The sequence below is a fragment of the Amycolatopsis sp. NPDC003865 genome, assembly GCF_053605345.1.
Window position 1 is genome coordinate 127,845 of sequence record NZ_JBSGJA010000022.1, and the last position, 19,453, is coordinate 147,297.

Below are 19,453 nucleotides of genomic sequence, written 5' to 3' on the forward strand. Positions count from 1 at the left end.
TTGTTCGGTCGCGGCGGTAGCCGAGGAAAACGGGGTCGGGAGACGCACTCGGGCGCATGGCAACCGCCCGAGCAGGTCCGCGCGCCGCGGAACGGTTCGGGAGGCGGCAAGGGCCGGCGCCTGACCGGCGAGCAGGCGATCCCCGCGTATACCCCCTCGATCGCGGTGCGAAGCATCGACGGGCACCTCGTCCGCACCGGGTACGAGGTCTACGCCTGGTACCGGCTGGCGCCGCAGCGCTGGTCGTTCCGGTCGGACTCGCAGCGGCGCGACCTCGTCGCGGCCATCGCCGGCCAGTACGCCGAGCTGCAGGGCCGCTGGCTGCACCTGCGCGTGACCAACCGGCCCTACCCGATCCGGATGTGGGCCGAGGCGCACGTCTACAACGCGCACGGCCGCCCCAACGACGTCCCGGGCGCGCTGTCGTTCGACGACTACCTGATCGGCGAGCAGCAGCAGCTGATGGGCCGCTCGATGGCCGAAAAAGAGGTCTACCTGGGCGTGCAGGTGCAGACCCGGCGCATGGTCGACCGCGCGGTCGAGCGGGCCGCGCCGGTGCTGCGCAAGATCCTGCCCGAGGCCGTCGACGCCGAGCTGACCGCGCTGGACTCCGAGGTCGAGCACCTCGACCAGGTCATCGGCAGCGCCGGGCTGGAAGGCCGTCCGGTGCACGCCGAGGAGATGTCCTGGCTGATGCACCGCTCGTGCTCGCTGGGGCTGCCCGCGCCGCGGAACATGCCCGCCGTGCCGGGCGCGGCCTGGGAGCCGGAGGACCTGGCCAGCTTCACCGACGCCGCCGACTACTACGCCGACCCGTACGCGCCGACGGTCACCGTCCGCGGCCGCACCGGCTCCAACGCCGGCGTTTCGCGGCACCTGGCGATCCTGACCGTCGGGCAGATGCACGGCCTGCAGATCCCCGAGGTCGACGACCCATGGATCCAGCACGCCGACCGCCTGCCGGCCGCGGTCGAGGTGTCCGCGCGCATCTACGTCCGGCGCCCCGAGGAAGTGGCCGGGGAGCTGCAGCGACAGATGAACAAGGTCCGTTCGCAGGTCAAGCACTACACCGACGAGCACGAGCTGGAGCCGCCGCAGTCGCTGTCGCGGCAGGCCGGGCGGGTGCTGGAGATCGACGACGAGATGACGTCGGGCTTCACCGCGCTGGCCACCCGCGTCCGCTCGTGGTGGCGGCTGGCGGTGTCCGGCCCGACCGAGCGGGACGCGCTGCGCCTGGCCCAGCAGCTGCTGGACCTGTACAAGCCGAAGATCGCCATCGAGCACCCCGAAGCCCAGTACGCGATGGCCCGGGAGTTCATCCCGGGCGAGCCGCTGGCCTCGGCGGCGTACATGCGCCGCGGGTCGGTGGTCTGGGCGTCCTCGGCGGTCCCGACGGCGACGGCAGAGGTCGGCGACCGCCGCGGCATCCTGCTCGGCGAGACGTGCACGGCCACGCGGCGCCCGGTGGCCTGGGACCCGTGGATGGCCCAGGAGATCCGCGACGGCTCCGGCCTGACGGCCATGGTGGCGGGCCTGGGTGGTGGTAAGTCGTTCCTCGGCGGCGGCATCGTCTACAAGACGCTGCGCGCGGGCGCGAACTGGACGATCCTCGACCCGTCCGGCCCGCTGTCGCGGCTGTGCGACCTGCCGGAGCTGCGCCCGTACGCGCGGCCGATCAACCTGCTCAACGCCCAGCCGGGGATCCTCAACCCGTACCGGGTGGTCGCCGAGCCGCTGATCGAGCACTTCATGGACGAGGACGACCCGGAGCGGTCCTGGCGCCGCGAGAAGGCCCTCGCGGGCGCGACGCGACGGCGTCTGGTGCTCGACGTCCTGACGGGCGTTCTGCCGTACGAGGTCTCGCGGATGGCCCAGACCCGGATCGTGCTGCTGCGCGCGGTGCGAGCCGTCGGCGGCCGGTTCGACGCGGATCCGGGCCAGGTGATCGATGCGCTGCGGCGGGATTCTTCGGAACACCACGAGCACGCGGGTGTCGTCGCGGACTTCCTCGACGAGATGCGCGAGCGGATGGCGCTGCTGATCCCGGAGACGGACGCGGACCCGTACTCGGAGACCCGCGACGACCGGCTGACGGTCCTGACGATGGCCGGGCTGACGCTGCCCAAGGACGGCGTCCCCCGCGAGTACTGGACGGACGCGGAGTCCCTCGGCGTCGAGATGCTGAACCTGGCGGCGTGGCTGACCCAGCGGTCGGTGTACGAGAAGCCGAAGGAGATGCGCAAGGGCGTCTGGATCGACGAGGCGTTCTTCCTGTCGGAGGTCCCGACCGGGCGGGTGCTGATGAACCGCTTCGCGCGTGACTCGCGGAAGTGGAACGTCCGGGTGCTGCTGTCTTCGCAGATCCCGGCGGACTTCCTGAAGATCCAGGGTTTCGTGGCCCTGCTGGACTCGGTGTTCGTGGGGCGTCTCGACGACGACGACGCCCAGGCGGACGCGCTGAGGCTGTTGAAGGTCCCGGTCGGCGTGGGCTACGAGCAGGTGGTGGCGGCTCTCGGACGGCGTCCCGGCGCGCAGCGAAGCGGGCTGGAGCGGGACGTCGAGCCTCGCCAGTTCATCTTCGGCGACGGTGCCGGAGGCGTGGAGCGCATCCGCGTCGACTTCTCGGGCCCGCACCTGGACCACCTGCGGGCGGTCATGGACACGACCCCGGGTTCGAAGGACGCGGCGTCCCCGTCGCGTCGTCCGGGCAACGAGCTGGCGTTGCCACCGGAGGAGAAGAAGCCGTACGTGGCGGTCCCGCCGGAGGACGACATCGAGCTGGAGCAGGACTTCGAGCTGGCGGCGGAACTGGAGGTCGGCCTGGCCGACGAGAACCTCCTGGGCGCACCGGACCCGTTGGCGTCGGAGACGGGCGAGGTGGAAGGCGGGGTGTCCCCGACCGGCAACGGCAGCGTGTCCCCGAACGGCAACGGCGGGCAGCAGCACGCCCGCACGGGCGGAAAGGGCGGCACCGGCCGGGACGCCGCATGAACACCGTGCTGACGCTGGCGGTCCTGCTGACGTTGGCCGCGGGGTGGCACTCGCTCAAGCGGCGGATCAAGGAAGGCCCGCGCCCGGGCCGGCGCACCCCAGGACGCAAGGCGACGATGTTCGCCGTCATGCTCGTGCTGGGACTCCAGGCGATCGCGACGGCCCCGGCGGCGAGCGCGGCGGCCTGCGGCGAGGCCCCCAACCCCGAACGCCCCGGCGCGGGCATGGTCGGCGCCATCGACCCGGCCGAAGGGCACGGTGAGGCGGGCAGCGCGTACGTCGACTACAGCTACGCCGGGTTCGTCTGGAACACCTTCGAAACGAACTGCACCGGGCTGAACCTGACCCCGGCCGGGTCCACTTTGGACACGTGGGGCGGCAACCAGCTCTTCAACCTGGGCAAGAACATCGTCGGCGCGACGAACTCGCTGCACTACACCGTGCTCGAGGGCGGCCTGCTCAACCCGTTGTACAGTGCGGTGAAGTCCGGCGCGGAGAAGGTCTACAACAACATCTACGCCCAGTTGTTCGGCCTGGTCGCACTCGTCATGTCGATCATGCTGTTCCGCAACATCTGGCGCGGCGACCTCGCCGCGGTCAGCAAACGTGCACTGTACGCATTGGCCGGCGTGTGGCTGGCGGCGTCGTCGCTGGCGATGCTGCGGTACTTCGACCCGATCGACAAAGCGATCGTCCAGACAACGACCAACATCCAGGCCGGGTTCGTGGACGACGCGGACAACCGCGTCATCCGGCACGTGCTGCCGACGAGCCTGCACAACGAGATCGTCTACAAGAACTGGATCCGCGGGGAGTTCGGGTCACCGACCGCGCCGCAGGCCGACCAGTTCGGACGTCCACTGCTGGACGCCCAGGCGTTCACGTGGGCGCAGCTGCGCAACGGCGACGACGCCAACCAGTCGGTCATCGACGGCAAGAAGAACGCCTACAAGGACATCTCCACCAAGCTCGGCCCCGCCACCGGCTACTTCACCGGCGAAGCGGGCGGCCGCACCGGCGCGGGCTTCCTGTCCCTCGGCCAAGCCCTCGTCTACTCCCTCTTCCAGCTCCTGGCCAAGGCAAGCGTCCTCCTCGCCCAGGTCCTCATCCGCCTCTTCGCCCTCACCGCGCCCCTGATCGGGCTCATCGCCCTGCTGCACCCGGAAATCCTCCGCCGCGTGCTCAAGGTTGCCGGCGGCGTCGCGTTCAACCTCGTCGTGCTCTCCGTGCTCGCGGGTGTGCACGCCCTGTTGCTGCAAGCCATCTTCGACGCCGGGAACTCGCTCAACATGCTCACGCAGATGGTCCTCGCCGGGCTCATCACCGTGCTGCTGTTCATGGTCGGGCGGCCCGTGCGCCGTCTGTGGCAGATGGTCGAGATGTCGGTCAGCATGGTCGGCGCCGCCGTGCCGTCGCCCGGGGGCGGGATCTTCTCGCGGTTCCGGCGCAACAAGAACGGCCCGACTCCGCAGGACGAGTTCTGGCAGACCGTGCGCGACACCGACGACGTCGTCGACGGCGAACAGCGCGGCCCGCTCGGTGCCACCGCCGGCGGTGGCCGGTTCCGGCCCGAAGCCACGATCTTCGCCAACGCCCAGCGCCTCGACAACGCCTCGGGGGCGGCCCGCCCGGCCGCGGCCTGGTCGGGTGCGTGGCCGGGCGCCGTCGGAGGCGGCGGTTCGGCGGGCGCGCTGCCCGCGGGCGGCCGCCCCGGCGCTCCGGTGTTCGGTCAGTACAACCCCGCAAACGGCGACCCCGGCGACTACGTCGTCGTCGGCGCCGGCGGGCGGCCGACCACCGCCCGGGAGGAAAGCCGGCGCGTCGACACCTCGCCGGTCGCCGACCGGCGCTGGAACGACGAGCCCGAACCCGTTGTCGTGCCGTCCGATCTGCGCGGCCCCGAGTCCGGCTTCAGCGACTACACGCCGCAGGACGTGCCGCGGACGCCGGGCGTGCGCGCGCAACCCCGGCGCGTCGACCCCGAAGTCGTCGCCGGCAAGCCGGTTTTCGTGCTGTACCGCCCTTCGCGCGGCATCGAGGTCCGCGAAGAGCCGCGGGACACCGACCAAGTGATGGGGCGGTGACCCGTGCCGATCCGCACCAACCGCGGCCGCGCCGCGGTCTACCGCCGCCTGTGGGGCTGGCCGCTGCGCTCGCCCCGGCACCTCATGGGGACGCTGGTCTTCTTGGCGATCCTGGTCACCGCGCTCGGCATCGTGCTGCCGAAGGTCGTCGGCAAGCCGCAGGCCAAGGCGTCGCCGACCACCGGGCCGACGACGTCGGTCACGGCGACCCCGCCGGGTGTCGCGGCGCCGGTCCCGACGTCGAACCTGCCGACGCGGCTGTCCGCGCCGCTGGCCACCCCGACCACCGCCGCGCCGAACGGCGACGCCGTCCGCGTCGCCAAGGAGTGGGCCGCGGCCTGGGTCAACCACCCCGCCGGCATCACCTCCGAGCAGTGGCTGGCGCAACTGAAGCCGTTCACCACCGAGGAGTACCTGCCGGTGATGGCGTCGGTCGACCCGGCGAACATCCCGGCCACCAAGGTCACCGGTGAGCCGGTCGTCGGGACGTCGTACACGAGCTCGGTGCAGCTGACCATCCCGACGGACGGGCCGAAGCTCGCCATCACGGTCGTGAACACCAACGCGGGCTGGCGCGTCGCCGACTACGACCAGGCGAGCTGACCGTGCGGCGGCTGGGGTTGTGGCTGGGGCTGGTCGTGTTCGTCGCGATCGGCGCCCTGATAGTCACCGCCGTCGCCGCCAAGGTCGTCATCGACAACCAGCAGGCGCAGGCCCGGGGTGTTTCGCTGATGAGCTGCGACGCCTCGGTCGGCCCGACCCAGCCCGGCCAGGGCGAGCGCGGCACGGTCGACGCGTCGAAGCTGGACGACGAGCAGAAGGGGACCGTCGCGCTGATCATCTCGATCGGCAAGCAGCGGTCGCTGGCGCCGCGCGCGTGGCAGGTCGCGATCCAGGCCGGGATGACCGAGTCCGGGCTGCACAACCTCACCTACGGCGACCGGGACTCCCTCGGCATCTTCCAGATGCGCCCGTCGATGGGCTGGGGGACGGTGGCGCAGGTCACCGACCCGACGTACGAGGTCAACAAGTTCTACGACGTGCTGCTCGGGGTGCCGGACTGGGAGAACAAGCGCCCCGGCGACGCCGCGCAGGCCGTCGAACGCTCGGGTTTCCCGGACCGGTACCACAAGTGGGAGCCGATGGCGGCGACGCTGGTGGAAAACGTCGGCCAGGTCGTCGACGTCGTCGCGTGCGGTACCGGGCTGGGGCAGCTGCTGCCGCCGAGCCAGGCCGCGGGCCAGGCGATCAGCTTCGCGCTGGGCGAACAGGGCAAGCCGTACGTGTGGGGCGCGACCGGCCCGAACTCCTACGACTGCTCGGGCCTGATGCTGCGCGCGTACGAGTCGGCCGGGATCATCCTGCCCCGGGTGTCGCGCGACCAGTACCACGCGGGCGCGTTGCTGCCGGTGCGTGAAGCGCAGCCCGGTGACCTCATCTTCCTGGCCAACGATCCGTCGAACCCGGACACGATCCACCACGTGATGATGTACCTGGGCGACGGCAAGGTCGTCGAAGCGCAGCAGACCGGCGTGCCGGTGCACACGCGGCCGTTCTCGTTCGACGAGGCCGAAGTCGTACCGCAGGCCGTCCGGCCCGGCGTTTAGCATGGGTTGAGGGCCCTTGACCCGAACGGGGCCGGCCGATTCACCCGACGTCGCGGCGCTTCCACGAGCAGGTGGCCGCGTACTGGCAGAGGATGAGCACGTGGGACGCAAATTCGGCAAACGAGGCAAGCCCGGCACGGGCTCGCCCCAGGACCCGGCGGCGCTGTTCGGCGCACCCCAGCCGCCGAGGCAGTCGGCGCGGCCCGTGTCCAGCACGCCCCTGGCCGACCAGCTGGGCCAGGGCTACCCGGGCGTGGACCCGGGGTACGTCGTGTTGCCCCGGTCGCTGGCGGAGGGCATGTCGCTGCCGTGGCAGCACCAGATGGCGGCGTTGCTGGCGCAGTTCCACGCGGAGCACGCTTCGCTGGCCTGGCCGATCTACCGGGTGGTGCCCTCGCGGTACGAAAGGCTGGCGGACCTCGACGAGGAGCAGCTCGCGGAGGCGGGCTACCTGGTGGAGATGGACGCCGACGGCGAGATGGTCTACCGGGAGAGGAGCGGGCGGAAGGTCGAGGACCCGGAGAACACCTCGGTGCTGGTGTCGTGCCTGGACCCGATTCCCAAGCCGGCCGCCCGCCCGGCGCCGCCGACGGGGGCCCCGCCGAGCCAGGTACCGGCACCGATGAACATCGGGCCGGCGCCGGTGTGGCGGACGGTCCCGCACCCGCCCCCGGCACAGTCGGTCCCGGGGACGCCTGAGCAGCAGTTGCCGGGGCAGGGTGCTGCGGGGTGGTCCGGGCGTCCGGGCGAGCAGGCTCCTCGTCATGCGGCGCCGAGTGCTCCGCAGGCTTCTGTCGACGCGCAGCAGCGGACTGGCGGACCTTCATCGGCGGGTCCGGCGCCCGAGGCGGCTTTCGTCGCGCCGGTTCGTGCTGGGCAGCCGCCGGCTTCCAGCGGTGGGCAGTCGTCGGCTGGTGCTGAGGTGGAGCCGCCGTCGGCGGTTGTGGCGCAGCAGCAACCGCTCGCTGGGGCGGCGGTGCAGCGGTCGGTCGCGGCGCAGTCGGCGGCGGCTCAGCCGGGATCGCCGGCTGAGCCGGAGGTGCGGCAGCCTGTTGAGCCGGAGCCGTTGCCGGAGGTTGCGGACCAGCGGGAAGCGGTGGCCGAGTCGGAGCCGCAGTCGGCGACCGTGGCTCAGCCGCAATCGTCCGTTGGGGCGGGGGAGCGGCCGATCGAGCCGCAGCCGGGGGTTGCGGGCCGGTGGGAACCGGTCGAGCCGCAGTCGGCGACCGTGGCTCAGCCGCAACCGCCCGCTGGGGCGGCGGAGCGGCCGATCGAGCCGCAGCCGGAGGTTGCGGATCAGCGGCAACCGGTGGTCGAGTCGGAGCCGCAACCGGCGGCTTGGGCGCAGCAGCAACCGCTCGCTGAGTCGGCGGTGCAGCGGCCTGTCGCGGCGCAGCCGCAGTCGGTGGCGGCGCCCCCGCCGGAATCGCCGGCTGAGCCGGAGGCCGCGGACCGGCGGGAGGCGGTGGTCGAGTCGGAGCCGCAGTCGGCGGTTGTGGCTCAGCCGCAATCGCCCGTTGGGGCGGGGGAGCGGCCGATCGAGCCGCAGCCGGGGGTTGCGGACCAGCGACCTTCGTCTGCTGAGCCGGAGCAGGTTGTCGAGTCGGAGCCGCAATCGCCACCCGAGGCACCGGCGCTGGTTGAGCCGGAGCCGGCGGCCGTGGAAGTGCGGCAGCCACCATCCGAGGCAGCGGCGCTGGTTGAGCCGCAGTCGGCTGTCGAGGCGGAGCCGCAAGCGGCCGCCCTGGACCAGCGGCAACCTGTCGTTGAGCCTGCGGCTCAGTCGCCCGACGAGTCGCAGACGCAGGCGGAAGCTGGGGACCAGCAGCAACCGCTTGCCGAGCCGGCGGCTCAGCCGGAGTCTGAAGCGCCGGCCGTGGACCAGCCGCATCCGCCGGTCGAGTCGCGGTCGGGAGTGCAGGCCGGGGACCAGCCGCCGCCGCACGTTGAGGTGCCGCCGGACGCTGGGGACCAGCAGCAATCGCTTGCCGAGACGGAAGTGCGGCCGGAGCCTGCCGTCCAGTCGGAGCCGGGCGAGCTGCAATCGCCTGCCGAGTCGGCGGCGCGGTCGGAACCGTCTGTTGGTTCGCCGGCTCCGGCCCATGAGTCGGTCGTGCAGCCGCAGGCCGCGGCGCAGGAGCGCTCGCCGGACGAGTCGGACGTGCGGCCACAGCCTTCCGCTGAATCGCAGCCGGCGGCGGCTGGGCAGCAATCTCCTGCTCAGCCTGAGGCCGGGCACCCACGTTCCGTTGAGTCGCCGGCTGAGGTTCCGCACCCGGCGGTGCAGGCTCAGCCGGTCGAGCCGGTGGTGCGGGCGCAGCCGCATTCGCCGGTGCAGCCGCAGCCCTTCGTGCCGGGGCCGCAATCGCAGCAACCGCCCGCTGCGGCTCAGCACCAGCCGGCCGCCGGGTCGCAGCAATCAGCCCTTCAGCCGCCGGAGACCGCCGCTCCTCAGCAGCCTTCGGCCTCCCAGCAGCCCTTCGGCATTCAGCTGCCGACTGAGCCGCAGCAATCAGCCCCTCAGTCGCAGGAGATCACCGGGTCTGGTGGGCCGGTGCAGCCGCAGCAGCCCGTCGGGACTCAGCTGCCCGCTGGGCCCCAGCAACCGGCAGCTCAGCCGCAGGAGACCGCCGCTCCTCAGCAGCCTTCGACCTCCCCGCCGCCTGCCCCGCAACAGCCAGCCCCTCAGCCGCAGGAGTCCGCCGGCCCGCGCCAGTCGCCCGGTGGGCAGCCTCAGCAACCGCCCGCTGCTCCGCCGTGGCAAACCACTCCCGCACGGCCCGCCAAACCGGTCTTCCCCGGTCCCGAATCCACGCCCCAGCCGTTCCCGGCCCGCCACGCCGCTCCGGCGCGTCCGGTCTTCCCCGGCCCCGGCACCATGCCCCCCACCCCGCCCACCGCGCGCCCCGTCTTCCCCGGGCCCGACACCCCGCTGCCGCAGCCCTCCAAAGACTCTCAAGAGCGCCAAGACCCCCCGACCCCGCCGCGGGGCACTCCGCGTGGGTGGTTCGACGAGTTCTCCGAACCGAAAGAACCCGAAGAACCGCAGGACTTCGGCCCCACCGGGCAACCCACCGAGATCCCCTACCGGTACAAGCGCTGAAAATCCGGCCGGAGGGTGCGAACCTGGGTTCATGTCCAACGACCCGAACCCGGACCAGGGGTGGTACTACAACACCCGCACCCACCAGGTCGAGCACCTCGAACGCAGCCGCAGCGTCGACCTGCTCGGCCCCTACCCCGACGAGGCCACCGCCCGGCGGGCGCTCGACATCGCCAAGGAACGGACCCGGCAGGCCGACGCCGCCGACGCCTCCTGGAACGACGACTAGACCGCCAGCCCCGGGCTCAGCACGAACTCCGGATCCACCTGCGCGGCCAGGTCCGCGCCCGCCCAGGCGTGGGCGTTGCGCAGGTGGAACTCCACCGCCTGACGCTGGTAGCGCGCCCAGTCGCGCTGCTCCGCGTCGACCGTCGCGTGCATCGACCGCAGCGTCGAGAGGTTGCGCGGCTCGAGCTCGGTGATCGGCCGGGCCGTGCCGCGCTCCGCCGCGCGCACGTGCCCGGACGCCGACAGCCAGCCCAGCAGCGCCGCACCCACCTGGTCCTGCAGGAACTCGACGTCGTCGGCGTCGGTCACCTTGTTGCCGACCACCACCAGCCGCACCCCGAAGTCGCGCGCGTAGTCCGCGTACTGGCGGTACACGCCCACGCTGCGCACCGTCGGCTCGCACACCAGGAACGTCACGTCGAACCGCGTGAACAGCCCCGAAGCGAACGCGTCCGCTCCCGCGGTCATGTCCATCACGACGTACTCGTCCTCGACGTCCACCATGTGGTTGAGCAGCAGCTCGGCCGCGCCCACCTTCGAGTGGTAGCACTTGACGCCCAGGTCGTCCTCGTCGAACTGACCGGTGACGCCGAGCCGGACCCCGCCCAGCTGCCGGAAGCACGCGTCGGACACCGGGTTGTCCTCGAACGGCCGGACCAGCCGTGACCCGCGCCCCGGCGGCGTCGTCTTGATCATCGACGCCGCGTCCGGGATCCGCGGGTTGTCGCCGCGCAGGTAGTCCTTGATCAGCGCCATGTTGTCGCCGAGTGTCGGCCAGGCGAGCGCTTCCTCCTCGGTCGCGCCGAGCGCCACCGCGAGGTGCTGGTTGATGTCGGCGTCGATCGCCAGCACCGGACGGCCGGCATCGGCGAGGTACGCGACGAACAGCGACGACAACGTGGTCTTGCCGCTGCCGCCCTTGCCGACGAACGCGATCTTCACGGGAAGCCCTTCCTGAGAATGAAGACGGTTTTCATTATTGAGTGTCAACGTACACCCGACCGGCCCGCGCCCGATCGGGCGATCATCGGCCCCTTCCGGGGTTAGGGTTGGGGGGTGCCTCCCCTGGTGATCAGGACACACTCGGCGGGCGGGGACTTCGGTCCGCTGCGCGCCGAGTTCTCGCTGCCGGAGTCGTTCGGGCCCGACGTGCTGGCCGAGGCGGAGGCGGCGGTCCTCGACCCGCTGGCCGAGCGCCGCGAGGACGCGACGGACCTGCCGTTCGTCACCATCGACCCGCCCGGCGCCAAGGATCTCGACCAGGCGATGGTCGTCGAGAAGACCGCGCACGGCTTCCGCGTGCACTACGCGATCGCCGACCTCGCCTCGTTCGTCCCGCCCGGCGGCGCGCTCGACCGCGAGTCGCGCCTGCGCGGCCAGACGCTCTACCTGCCGGACGGCAACGTCCCGCTGCACCCGCCGGTCCTGTCCGAGGGCGCCGCGAGCCTGCTGCCGGGCGAAATCCGGCCCGCGGTGCTCTGGACCATCGAGACCGACGAAGCGGGCGAGCCGACCGCCACCCGCGTGCGCCGCGCGCTGGTCCGGTCCACCGAGCAGTTCGACTACGAGACGGTCCAGGCCGCGCTCGACGCCGGGAACCCGCACCCGTCGGTGGCCGCGCTGCCCGAGCTGGGCCGGCGGCGCCGCGAGCTGGCCGTCCGGCGCGGCGCCGTCGAACTGCAGCTGCCGGAGCAGGAGATCAGCGGCGACCCGGACGGCGGGTGGGTGCTCGCGCGCCGGCCGCGCACCGTCGTCGACGCGTGGAACGCCGAGATCTCGCTGCTCACCGGCATGGCCGCGGCGCGGATCATGATCGACGCGCGGGTCGGTGTCCTGCGCACCCTGCCCGACCCGGAACCCGAGGCCGTCGACTGGCTGCGCCGCTCCGCCGACGCGCTGGGCATCGCGTGGGCGCCGGAGACGACCGTCTCGGAGTTCCTGTCCCGGCTGGACCCGGGCCAGCCGGCGTCGATGGCGCTCTACGCCGACACGACGCGGCTGCTGCGCGGCGCGGGCTACACGGCGTTCGACGGCGAGCTGCCGGCGTTGACCACGCACGCGGGGATCGGCGGCGCGTACGCGCACGTGACGGCGCCCATCCGGCGGCTGGTCGACCGGTTCGCGACGGAGATCTGCCTCGCCGTCTCGGCCGGGCGCGAGGTGCCGGAGTGGGTGCGGGCGGCGCTCGCGGACGTCCCGGACCGCATGACGGCGTCGGACACGCTCGCCGCGAAGGTCGAGCGCGCGTGCATCGACCAGGTCGAGGCGTGGGTGCTGGCCGAGCACATCGGCGGCGAGTTCAGCGCGGTGGTGCTGCGCGCGGACGAAAACAAGGCGGAGATCCTCGTCGAGGACCCGACGGTGATGGCCAAGTGCGCGGGCGAGAAGCTGACCGCGGGGGAGCGGATCGGCGTCCGGCTGACCGCGGTGGACGTCGAGAAGCGGAAGGTGTCGTTCGAACGCGCATGACCCTCGTCGACGATCTCGGGGAGCCGGTGCCGCTGGGTGGCCCGGCTTCGCGCGTGGTTTCGCTCGTGCCGTCGCTGACCGAAGCGGTCGAGCTGAGCGCGCCCGGCCGGCTGGCCGGCGCGACGGACTACTGCACCCATCCGGCTGCTTTGGACGTCCCGCGGGTGGGCGGGTCGAAGTACCCGAAGCTGGACCGGGTGCTGGACCTCGCGCCCGACCTCGTGCTGGCCAACTCGGAGGAGAACCGCCAGGAGGACGTGGAACGCCTGCGCGCCAACGGGATCCCGGTGTGGGTGATGGCCGCGGCGGCGTCGGTGCCGGCCGCGCTGGGCTCGCTGCGGCGGATCCTCACGCAGGCCTACGAGCTGGATGAGCCGGAGTGGCTGGTCGCGGCGGAGGAGGCCTGGCGCGAAGTCCGGCCGGTGCGGTTCCACGCGGTGGTCCCGGTGTGGCGCAAGCCGTGGATCGTCCTGGGCCGCGACACCTTCGGCGGCGACGTCCTGCGCCGCGTGGGCGTGGCGAACGTGTACGCGGGGGCGGAGGAGCGCTATCCGCGGCCGGAGATCGAGGAGCTGCGCGCGCACTTCGCGGCCGACGCGGACCTGCTGGTGCTGCCGGACGAGCCCTACCTGTTCACCGAGGAGGACGGCCCGGACCACTTCCCGGACGCGCGGTACGTCCTGGTCTCGGGCCGCCACCTCACCTGGTACGGACCTTCACTCGTCGAGGCGCACGAGGCTCTCACGGCCGTGCTGGCCGGGCTCTGAAGCCGAACCCCCGGGCGAGCGCCATGCGGACGGCTTCGGCGACTTCGGCCGGGTGAACGGGCTCGGCCGGGAGGTGGAGCCAGTTGTCGGGCCGCGGCCGGCCGGTGTCCACGACAAGGGTGGCACCGGGGTGCTCGGCGGGTTCGACGGCGAAGGTCATGGTGGCGCCGAGCCCCTGCGAATAGGTCGGCTTGCGGCGGACCGTCCACCGGTACTCGGCGCCGTCGACGGTGATGAGCCGCGAACCCTTGCGAGACAGCGTCATGCGCCCTCCTTGTCCGGCCCGAAACTACGCTCGGGCCGGACGCGGAGCGAGCGGTTTACAGCGTCAATCCCGTCAGAACGGTGACGCGCTCCTCGGTGAAGTCCGCCATCGCCGACGCCGGGCCCTCGCGACCCACGCCGGAGTCCTTCACCCCGCCGTACGGCATCTGATCGGCGCGGAAGCTCGGCACGTCCCCGACGAGCACGCCGCCCACGCGAAGCGCCGCCGACACCTCGAACGCCGTCGGCAGGTCGCGCGTGAAGACGCCCGCCTGCAGCCCGAACCGGGAGGCGTTGATCCGCTCGACGCCCTCGGCCACCGAGGACACCCGGACCAGCGAAACCACCGGCCCGAACACCTCTTCGGCCATCACCGACGCGTCCTCCGGGACGTCCGCCAGCACCGTCGGCTCCACCGTCGCCCCCGAGCGGCCGCCGCCGGTCAGCAAGCGCGCTCCCGAAGACACCGCGTCGGACACCCACGACGAAACCCGGGAAGCCGCGGCCTCGTTGATCAGCGGCCCGACGTCGACGCCGTCCGCGCGCGGGTCGCCCGTGCGCAGCGCCTGGACCTGCTCGACGACCTTGGCAGCCAAAGCGTCGTAAACGGAAGAGTGCACGTAGACCCGCTGCACCGAAATGCACGACTGCCCGGCCTGGTACATCGCGAACGTCGCGATCCGCTGCGCCGCGAAGTCGAGATCCGGCCAATCCGGACAGACGAGCACCGCGCCGTTGCCGCCCAGCTCCAGCGCCACGTGCTTGCGCGGGACGCGGTCGCGGATCGCCCAGCCGACCGGGACCGAGCCGGTGAACGACACCACCGGCAGCCGCGGGTCTTCGACCAGCCGCGACGACGTCTCGTTGTCCACCGGCAGGATCGACCACGAGCCCGCCGGAAGGTCCGTCTCGGCGAGGATTTCGCCCAGCAGCAGCGCCGTCAGCGGCGTCGCGGGCGCGGGCTTCAGCACGATCGGCGCGCCCACCGCGATCGCGGGCGCCACCTTGTGCGCCACCAGGTTCAGCGGGAAGTTGAACGGCGTGATGCCCAGCACCGGCCCGCGCGGCACGCGCCGGACCAGGGCGAGCCGTCCGGTGCCGCCCGGGTCGGTGTCGAGGCGCTGCAGTTCGCCCGAGAAGCGGCGCGCTTCTTCGGCGGCCCAGCGGAACGTCGACACCGCGCGCCCGACCTCGCCGCGCGCCCACTTCAGCGGCTTGCCGGACTCGGCGGTGATCAGGGCCGCGATCTCTTCGGACCGTTCGCCCAACGCCCGGGACACGTGGTCCAGCGCGCCGGCGCGGACGTGCGCGGGCAGTGCCGCGAATTCGACGGCGACGTCGTGCGCCGCCCGCACCGCGGCTTCGACGTCGTCGGCCGAAGGCACGAAGTGCGACCCGGCCGCCGAACCGTCGAAGGAGTGGCGGACGTCGGCGGTCGCACCGCCGGTCACCGGCTTTCCGGCGACCCAGAAGGGGAAAGTCATGCGCGAGCCTCCGTGCGGACAGCGTGTTCGAGGACCGAGAGGCCCTCGTCGAGCAGGTCGTCGGCCAGGGACAGGGGCGGCAGCAGCCGGACGACGTTGCCGTAGGTGCCGCAGGTCAGCACGACGACGCCGGCCCGGTGACAGGCCGCCGCGACGCGCTTGGTCAGGTCGGCGTCGGGTTCGCCGGTGCCGGGCTTCACGAACTCCGCGGCCAGCATCGCGCCGCGCCCGCGGACGTCGCCGATCACGCCGGTCTCGTCGGCCAGCGCGCGCAACCGAGGCAGCACGACACCTTCGATGCGCTTGGCCGACTCGGCGAGGTTCTCGGACTTCATCGTCTCGATCGAGCCGAGGGCGGCGGCGCACGCGATCGGGTTGCCGCCGTAGGTGCCGCCGAGCCCGCCCGGCCCGACGGCGTCGAGGAGTTCCGCGCGGCCGGTGACCGCCGACAGCGGCAGGCCGCCCGCGATGCCCTTCGCCGTGGCGATGAGGTCCGGGACGACGTCCTCGTCGGTGGACGCGAACCAGGAACCGGTGCGGCAGAAGCCCGTCTGGACCTCGTCGGCGACGAACACGACGCCGTTTTCGCGGCACCAGGACGAAATCGCCGGCAGGAAGCCGCGGGCGGGCTCGATGAACCCGCCCTCGCCCTGGATCGGTTCGAGGACGACGGCGGCCACCTGGTCGCCGCCGATCTGCTTCTCGATCCGGTCGATGGCCAGCGCGGCGGCTTCGGGGCCGGACAGGCCGTCGCGGTAGGGGTAGGAGCCCGGCACGCGGTAGACCTCGGGCGCGAACGGGCCGAAGCCGTGCTTGTAGGGCACGGACTTCGCGGTCATGCCCATCGTCAGGTTGGTGCGGCCGTGGTAGGCGTGGTCGAAGACGACGACGGCCTGGCGCCCGGTCGCCGTGCGCGCGATCTTCACGGCGTTCTCGACGGCTTCGGCGCCGGAGTTGAACAGGACGGACTTCTTCGCGTGGTCGCCCGGCGTCAGCTCGGCGAGCGCTTCGCAGACCTCGACGTACCCCTCGTACGGCGTGACCATGAAACAGGTGTGGGTGAACCAGCACGCCTGCTTGCGGACGCGGTCGACGACGGCCGGCGCGGAGTGGCCGACGTTGGTCACGGCGATGCCGGAGCCGAAGTCGATCAGGACGTTGCCGTCGGCGTCGGTGAGCAGGCCGCCGCTGGCGGAGGTGACGTAGACGGGCAGCACGGAGCTGACCCCGGCGGCGACGGAGTTCGCGCGGCGCTCCTGCAGCTCGCGCGAGGCGGGGCCGGGGATCTCGGTGCGCAGCCTGCGCTGCCGGGGCGCCGGGGCCTGCGGCTCGGCGGTGGTGCTTGCGGTCACGGCGTGCTCCTGGGAAGTCGGTGGACGTCCTCAGGATGAGCGGTTACCGGACGGTCGTCAGCTGGACGTTCCGGCTATTTCCACGCGTATGATTGGCCGTTATGGCACTCACGCTGGCCGGACTGGCCGCCGACCGCCCGCTCGGGCTGCGGGTGCTGACCGGCGACGACCTCCTGGACCGCCCGATCGGCTGGGTCCACCCGACGGAGCTGACCGACCCGCAGGCGTTCCTCGAAGGCGGCGAGCTGCTGCTCACGACCGGCCTGGCGCTGGACGAGGAGACGGCGCCCGCCTACGTGCGCCGGCTGGTCGAGGCGGGCGTCGCGGGCCTCGGGTTCGGTGTCGGGCTGAGCCACGAATCGGTGCCCCGTTCGCTGGTGGAGACGGCGGCCGACGTGGGTCTGCCGGTGCTGGAGGTGCCGCGCGAGACGCCGTTCATCGCGATCACCCGCGCGGTCTCGCGGGCGGTGGCGGCCGACGAGTACGCGACGACGGTCCGGATCGGCAAGGCCCAGCAGGAGCTGACCCGCACGGCGGTCGGCAAGGGCGGCCCGGCGGGGGTGCTGCGGAAGCTGGCGAAGCTCGTCGACGGCTGGGTGCTCCTCTTCGACCGGACAACCGTGTCCGAAGCAGCTCCGGCGAGTGCGCGCGGGTATGGCGCGTCGCTGCGCGAAGAGCTGGAGCGGCTTCGCACGGGTACTCGGGTCGTCGTGCTCGACGGGCAGGAAGTCGTGCTGCAGACCCTCGACACCAGCGCCCGCCGGGTGCTCGCCGTCGGGGCGGCCCTGGACACGGCGGGGCGGCACATCGTCAACACGGCGGTGTCGGTGCTTTCCCTGGCGCTGGAACAGGATCGCGCACAGGCGGCGGCGCGGGAGGCGTTGCGGACCGGGCTGCTCGAGTTGCTGGTGGCCGGCCAGGCCGAGCTGGCCCTGCGGGTGCTCGCCGCGTCCGGAGCCGAGGCGCCGGCCGCGCCGTGGTCGGTGCTGGTGTTCGCGGGCGCGCCCGCCGCGCGGCGCAAGCTGCTCGGCGCGCTGGAGAACGAGCCGGTGTTCGCCGCGCGGCACGGCTCGTCGGTGGTCGCGCTCGGCTCCGCCGACGCCGTGACGGACGCGGCCCTGCGGATCGGCGGCCTGCACGGGGGAGTGGCCGGCCCCGTGTCCACAACGGACTTCGCCGCTGGGCTGGAGCAGGCGGAACTGGCGTGCCGGGTCGCTGAGGCGGAGGGCAAGGTCCTGGTGTCGGCGGCCGAGCACACCGGCCGGGGCCTGCTGTCCCTGATCGAACCGACGGTGGCGCAAGCGTTCGCGCGCGGCTTGCTCACGCCGTTGCGAGACCACGACGAGACGGGCCGCGGCGACCTGGAGACCTCGCTGCGCTGCTGGCTGGAGCACCACGGGCACTGGGATGTGGCGGCCGCGCGGCTGGGCGTGCACCGGCACACGCTGCGGAACCGGATCCGGAAGGCGGCGGAACTGCTGGGCCGGGACCTGGACTCGCCGGGCGTGCGGGCGGAGCTCTGGGTGGCGCTGCAGGCTTGAGCAACTCCGGGGCCTCAGCCGCCGGTCACCAGCACGATCGGCGAGTCACCGCAGCGGCGCAGCTCCGATCCCGGTTCCGCGCCCGCCGACCACCAAGCCGGGACGCCGGCCTCGCGCACCAGCGACCCCGTCGGCTGGCGCACGCTGTTGGACACGATCACCCGCCCCTGCGCGTTCAGCAACGCCGCCCCGCGGCCCAGCGAGCGCAACCGGGGACGCACCGCGCGCTCGAACTCGCGCACGAACACGTCCGCGCCCACGACTCCGGCGAAGGAACCCTCGCGAAGAACGGGGATCGTGAACGTCAGCGTGTACTCGTCGGTGCACAGGTAATCGACGTACGGGCCGTTGATGTGCCGCCGCCCGGTGTCGCGGGGGACCGTGAACCACGATTGGCGCGTGTAGTCCAGGAAGTTCTCGCTGCCCGGGTCCAGGCTGATGAACAGCTGGGACGGGGGAGAACCGGCCGTCCACCATTCGAAGCCGAGCTCGGAATCGGCCAGCACGCGCGGGGCGCTGACGAAGCCCGCGCCGACGACCAAGCCGCCCAGTGCCTCGATGACCTGCGGGCGGATCCGGTGCAACGCCACCGCGGACGGGGCCTCGGCCAGCACCGACTCGGCCGCCGCCAGCACGGGCTTCAGGCGTTCGAAGACCCCTTCCACCAGCGCCGAAACCTGCTCGACGACCTCGTCGCCTGCCAGCGTGCGGGTGTCGTTCACGGTGCTCACCTCGATGCGCGGAGTGAAGCGGAGTTTACGGGGTGAGCAAGTTCAGGTGCACGTCCGCGAGCCGGTCGAGCGCGCCCAGGATGTGCTCCTCGGTGAGCTTGCGGGCCAGCTCGCCGTCCGCGGCCGCGATCGCCGTCGTGATGGCCGCGTGCTCCTCGCAGGCGGGCGACCCCGGGTCGAGCGGCAGCCACAGCAGCCCGCCGCGCTCGGTCTGCAGCTGCAGCTCCTCGTGGGTCAGCCGCGGCGACTGCGCGGCCGCCGCGACCTCCAGGTGGAACTGCCGCTCCGCCCGGGTGAAGTCGATGCCGTGCGCGGTGCGGAGGTCGTCGGCCGCCAGCCGCAGCCGCGCGATGTCCTCGGGCGAGCTGCGTTCGGCCGCCAGCTTGGCGGCGGCCCCGGCGATCGCCAGGTAGTGGTCGCCGACGTCGCGCAGGTCCGACAAGGACACCTCGCGCAACCGCGAGCGCCACGCGTCCGGCGGCGGGTTGGCCGGCGCGCGGACGAAGCTGCCGCCGCTGCGCCCCCGTCGCGTCTCGACCAGCCCCTGCTGCCGCAGCGCCACGAGCGCTTCCCGGACGGTCACGGTCGAGACGCCGAACTGCGCGCTCAAGTCGGCTTCGCTCGGCAGTTGCTCCCGGTCGGCGAGCAGGCCGAGCGTGATGGCGTCGGCCAGCCGCGCCGCCACCGCCTCCGCCCGGCCGACCTGGCCGAGCGGCGCGAACATGGCGGATCGCGCGCTGTGCGACATGCCCTTGCGCATCGTGACCCTTCGCTTCCGACGGCAACCCGTTCGCACCAATCTTGCCTGATCCGCTTGTCCTATTACATATGG

The 19,453-nt window shown here is 72.6% G+C and carries 15 protein-coding genes; 9 read left to right on the plus strand and 6 right to left on the minus strand.

Features of this window, described 5'->3' with window-relative positions; genetic code table 11:
* From ACWEVP_RS39415 to ACWEVP_RS39440, 6 genes are all read left to right on the plus strand, one after another.
* Positions 1-2,991 (plus strand): ATP-binding protein, encoded by a 2,991-nt coding sequence (locus tag ACWEVP_RS39415; protein WP_452067666.1) that lies wholly within the window; start codon positions 1-3, stop codon positions 2,989-2,991.
* A complete protein-coding gene (locus tag ACWEVP_RS39420; RefSeq protein ID WP_452067667.1) occupies positions 2,988-5,075 on the plus strand; it encodes a magnesium transporter in 2,088 nt (695 codons plus the stop codon). The genes ACWEVP_RS39415 and ACWEVP_RS39420 overlap by 4 nt, the downstream gene beginning before the upstream one ends.
* Positions 5,076-5,078: 3 nt before the next feature.
* Positions 5,079-5,678, plus strand: a complete 600-nt coding sequence (locus ACWEVP_RS39425) for a hypothetical protein (RefSeq protein ID WP_452067668.1) — start codon at positions 5,079-5,081, stop codon at positions 5,676-5,678.
* A 2-nt stretch (positions 5,679-5,680) separates the two neighbouring features.
* Entirely contained in the window at positions 5,681-6,682 is a 1,002-nt protein-coding gene (locus ACWEVP_RS39430) for a C40 family peptidase (protein WP_452067669.1), read from the plus strand.
* Positions 6,683-6,782: 100 nt separating this feature from the next.
* Positions 6,783-9,785, plus strand: coding sequence for a hypothetical protein (locus ACWEVP_RS39435; protein WP_452067670.1), 3,003 nt, complete (start codon positions 6,783-6,785; stop codon positions 9,783-9,785).
* 31 nt (positions 9,786-9,816) lie between these two features.
* Positions 9,817-10,014, plus strand: a complete 198-nt coding sequence (locus ACWEVP_RS39440; RefSeq protein ID WP_452067671.1) for a hypothetical protein — start codon at positions 9,817-9,819, stop codon at positions 10,012-10,014.
* Here ACWEVP_RS39440 and ACWEVP_RS39445 read toward each other — a convergent pair.
* On the minus strand, positions 10,011-10,955 hold the full coding sequence (locus tag ACWEVP_RS39445; RefSeq protein WP_452067672.1) for an ATP-binding protein: 945 nt from the start codon (positions 10,953-10,955) through the stop codon (positions 10,011-10,013). The two genes, ACWEVP_RS39440 and ACWEVP_RS39445, sit on opposite strands and share 4 nt — an antisense overlap.
* 126 nt (positions 10,956-11,081) lie before the next feature.
* Here ACWEVP_RS39445 and ACWEVP_RS39450 point away from each other — a divergent pair, with 126 nt between their 5' ends.
* The gene (locus tag ACWEVP_RS39450; protein ID WP_452067673.1) at positions 11,082-12,482 is read left to right on the plus strand and encodes an RNB domain-containing ribonuclease; all 1,401 of its coding nucleotides are present in this window, start codon (positions 11,082-11,084) and stop codon (positions 12,480-12,482) included.
* The gene (locus tag ACWEVP_RS39455) at positions 12,479-13,249 is read left to right on the plus strand and encodes a helical backbone metal receptor (RefSeq protein ID WP_452067674.1); all 771 of its coding nucleotides are present in this window, start codon (positions 12,479-12,481) and stop codon (positions 13,247-13,249) included. Before ACWEVP_RS39450 ends, ACWEVP_RS39455 begins: the two co-directional genes overlap by 4 nt.
* Here ACWEVP_RS39455 and ACWEVP_RS39460 read toward each other — a convergent pair.
* From ACWEVP_RS39460 to gabT, 3 genes are read right to left on the minus strand one after another with little or no spacing between them, the layout of a single operon-like run.
* A complete protein-coding gene (locus ACWEVP_RS39460) occupies positions 13,224-13,514 on the minus strand; it encodes a hypothetical protein (RefSeq protein WP_452067675.1) in 291 nt (96 codons plus the stop codon). The genes ACWEVP_RS39455 and ACWEVP_RS39460 overlap by 26 nt on opposite strands.
* A 55-nt stretch (positions 13,515-13,569) precedes the next feature.
* On the minus strand, positions 13,570-14,997 hold the full coding sequence (locus tag ACWEVP_RS39465) for an aldehyde dehydrogenase family protein (RefSeq protein WP_452067676.1): 1,428 nt from the start codon (positions 14,995-14,997) through the stop codon (positions 13,570-13,572).
* Entirely contained in the window at positions 14,994-16,349 is a 1,356-nt protein-coding gene (gabT, locus tag ACWEVP_RS39470) for a 4-aminobutyrate--2-oxoglutarate transaminase (RefSeq protein ID WP_452067677.1), read from the minus strand. The genes ACWEVP_RS39465 and gabT overlap by 4 nt, the downstream gene beginning before the upstream one ends.
* A gap of 101 nt (positions 16,350-16,450) precedes the next feature.
* Between gabT and ACWEVP_RS39475 the strand changes: the two genes are divergently transcribed.
* On the plus strand, positions 16,451-17,890 hold the full coding sequence (locus ACWEVP_RS39475; RefSeq protein WP_452067678.1) for a PucR family transcriptional regulator: 1,440 nt from the start codon (positions 16,451-16,453) through the stop codon (positions 17,888-17,890).
* A 14-nt stretch (positions 17,891-17,904) separates the two neighbouring features.
* On the opposite strand, the gene ACWEVP_RS39480 is transcribed toward ACWEVP_RS39475, so the two are convergent.
* Together ACWEVP_RS39480 and ACWEVP_RS39485 are read right to left on the minus strand one after the other, a co-directional pair.
* The gene (locus tag ACWEVP_RS39480) at positions 17,905-18,612 is read right to left on the minus strand and encodes a cache domain-containing protein (RefSeq protein ID WP_452067679.1); all 708 of its coding nucleotides are present in this window, start codon (positions 18,610-18,612) and stop codon (positions 17,905-17,907) included.
* A gap of 34 nt (positions 18,613-18,646) precedes the next feature.
* A complete protein-coding gene (locus tag ACWEVP_RS39485) occupies positions 18,647-19,381 on the minus strand; it encodes a FadR/GntR family transcriptional regulator (protein WP_452067680.1) in 735 nt (244 codons plus the stop codon).
* Positions 19,382-19,453 lie beyond the last annotated feature (72 nt).